This window comes from Leucobacter soli (genome assembly GCF_042659205.1).
GTDB lineage: Bacteria > Actinomycetota > Actinomycetes > Actinomycetales > Microbacteriaceae > Leucobacter > Leucobacter soli.
In genome coordinates this window covers 1-2854 of the sequence record NZ_JBHSRW010000268.1, presented here as the reverse complement: position 1 = coordinate 2854, position 2854 = coordinate 1, and the positions used below count along the sequence as shown (strand labels likewise).

Sequence of the window (2854 nt, the reverse complement as noted above, 5' to 3'; positions counted from 1 at the left end):
GTCGCACGCGGCGCAGGCGCAGCCAGGAGCGGCTGCCGGCTTCCGGAAGCTCGGACTCGGGGATCGCGTCCACCCGCTCGGCGAGTCGCTGCATGCCGGCGGCCCGCGCCTCGTGGCGGGGCAGGGATCGGCGCAGCGACCAGATCATCGGCACCATGAATCCCATGCGCAGCAGGATCAGGATCGCGACGACGATCAGCGCGGCGACCGCGGTCCGGACGAGACTCAGGTCGCTGCGCCCCACGTCCTCGACAAGCGCGTGCAGTTCGAGGCCCATCATCAGGAACACGCCGTTCTCGAGCACGAACTGCGCGGTGCGCCAGTTCAGCCGCTCGTTCACCCGCGCGGTGGCACTGAACTTCCGTGCGGCGTGATGGCCGGAGTAGAGGCCGGTCACGACCACCGCGAGCACGCCCGATGCGCCCAGGTACTCCGTCGGGACGAACGCGATGAACGGTACGGCGAACGAGATCACCGTGTCGTAGACGGGGTTGGTGAGCTTGGAACGCACCCAGACCGTCACGATGCCGGCCAGCAGCCCGACGAGCACGGCCACGAGCACGGCGAACGCGAAGGTGCCGACCGCCTCCCAGAAGACGAAGCTCCCGGCGATGGCCGCGAGGGCGGTCCGCAGGAGCACGAGCGAGGTCGCGTCGTTGACGAGGCTCTCGCCCTCGAGGATCGTCACGAGCCGCGGAGGCAGGCCGAGCCGTTTGCCTATCGAGGTGGCGGCCACCGCATCCGTCGGTGAGACGACCGCGCCGAGCGCGATGGCGGCGGCGAGGGGGAGCGCGGGCACCAGCCAGTGCAGGATGAATCCGATCACCACCGCCGAGACGATGACGAGCACGACGGAGAGCCCGGCGATCGGTCCGAGATTCCGCCGCAGATCGAGCACAGGGACGTTCACCGCCGCCGAATAGAGCAGCGGGGGCAGCACCGCCACGAGGATGATCTCCGGGTCGACCCGGACGAGCGGGATCCCGGGCAGGTAGCCGATGCCGATGCCGAGTACGACGAGGATCAGCGGCGAAGCGATGCCGATGCGACCGGCGAGGAGTGAAACCGCGACGACTACGACGAGCGCCGCGACCGCGATCAGCGAGAGCTCTTCGATGTGCATGGCACCAGAGTATCGCTGCGCGTGAGCCCGGACTCGCTTGGGCCCGGGCTCGCGTGGGTGGGGGGCTCGTGCGGGTCGGGGCTCGTGCGGGCTGGAGCTCGTGCGAGCCGGGGCGGACGTTGGCGGCGGTGGGCGAGTGGTCGCACGACCGGGCACAGGACTCGAGGCTCGAGTCGGATCGCGGCGCCGCTGGTCTACGGGGTCGCGGGGCCGACGCCCGCGTCGGTGGGGCCGGTAATTCGCAGGAGGGGGAGCCGCGGTTCAGGCCCGCACGAGTTCGACGTCGACGCCCTGGAACGCGCCCCAGGACTCGGCCGGTGCCTGCAGCCGCGCGAGATCGACTTCGGCTCCGGGGAACGGCTCGATCACGAGACGTGTGCGCTTCGCGAGCGGCTTCTTCGTCCACACGCCGACGACGCGCCCGCCTTCGACGACGGTCGCGCGGAACATGCCGTTGCGGCCGGGAACGATCCGCTCGAAATGCGCCGGATCGAGCACTGCGCCCCGCTCCGTGTAGCCGAGCAGGTGCTCGTCGAAGGACGGCAGCAGCAGCGCGTCGGCGGGCGCTGCGCCCCGGGTAGCCGCATCATCCGTCGCTGCACCTGCTATCGCGCCTCCCACAGCGCCGTCGAGCAGTGCCGGATCGGCGATGTGGGCGACCCCCTCGATCTCCACCTCGACGAGTCGCCCGTCGTCGATCGCCGCGGCGATGCCGCGCCGCACCTCGCGCAGGGTCAGCCCCGTCCACCAGGCGAGATCCTTCGCCTGTACCGGGCCGCGGCCGCGTGCGAAGCGGGCGGCGAGCTCCGCGAGCGCCTCCTCGCCCTCCAGTTTGCGCGGATTCGTGATCCACTCCTCGGCGAGGACCAGCCGTGGTTCCGGTGCGCGCTCCCGGCCGGTGCCGGCGGGGTCGTCAGCGTCAGCGTAAGCGTAAGCGTAAGCGTCAGCGTGAGCGTCACCGCTGGCGGCGGCGCGCTCGCCCGGTGTGCCGTTCACGGGGCCCGGCACGGTGATCCCGTTCTGGCACAGCCACCAGACGACGTGGTAGCGCCACGGTCCGACCCCCTGCTCCGAGGTGCCGATGCCGGCCTCCGTCCAGGCCTGGCCGAGCTCGTCGCGGCTGAGCGAGCGACCGCCGGTGAGCCTCTCGACGGCGATGTCGACCATCCGCGCGAGCGAGGCGTCGTCGAGGCCGATGAACGCCCGACGCTTCGGCGCGCCCGGCAGGGTGCGGTGGTTGGTCGCGGCCTGCATCCAGCCGAGATCCTCGGCGGCGAGCACGTGGATCGTGCCGCGCATCGGCCACGAGCGCACGAGCGCACCCGAGTCGAACGCGGCGAGCACGTCCGCATCGACCGTGCCCGTCGCCCGAACGCCGAGCGCCCAGCGCGACGCGTTCCAGTCCTGGCCCTGCAGCGCCAGGAGACGCTCGGCGACCGCGCGCAGCCGATCCTGCGCGGAACCGCGCGGTCCGCCGGGTCCGGTCGCTCCATCGACTCCGCTCGTATTGCTCGCTCCGCCCGGATCACTCGGTCGGCCCGGCTCACTCTGCTCGCTCGCGGGCGTGGGCCAGAGGCCGAGCGCGCGCATCCGCCAATCGATCAGATCCTGCGTGCTCGCGCCCCTGCTTGCCATGGGCCGAGTCTACGCGCCGCCACTGACGTTGATACTGATAAGTACCTCGTTCGGGTCTGACTCAGCCACTGACTGGCTTCGTGCCTTTGCAATGAT

The 2854-nt window shown here is 71.2% G+C and carries 2 protein-coding genes; both read right to left on the bottom strand.

The features are described from left to right. Nucleotides 1-1123 (bottom strand): cation:proton antiporter (locus tag ACFPZL_RS11935; RefSeq protein WP_382335566.1); only part of this gene is annotated, 1123 nt, incomplete at its 3' end. A gap of 261 nt (nucleotides 1124-1384) precedes the next feature. Beyond that, nucleotides 1385-2758 carry a winged helix DNA-binding domain-containing protein gene (locus tag ACFPZL_RS11930; protein ID WP_236022149.1) on the bottom strand — a complete coding sequence of 458 codons (1374 nt, stop codon included), beginning with the start codon at nucleotides 2756-2758 and terminating at the stop codon, nucleotides 1385-1387. Nucleotides 2759-2854: the final 96 nt, after the last annotated feature.

Coding starts and splice junctions, on each gene's coding strand:
- ACFPZL_RS11930 (WP_236022149.1), bottom strand. CDS start 2,758: ATGGCAAGCAGGGGCGCGAGCACGCAGGATCTGATCGATTGGCGGATG.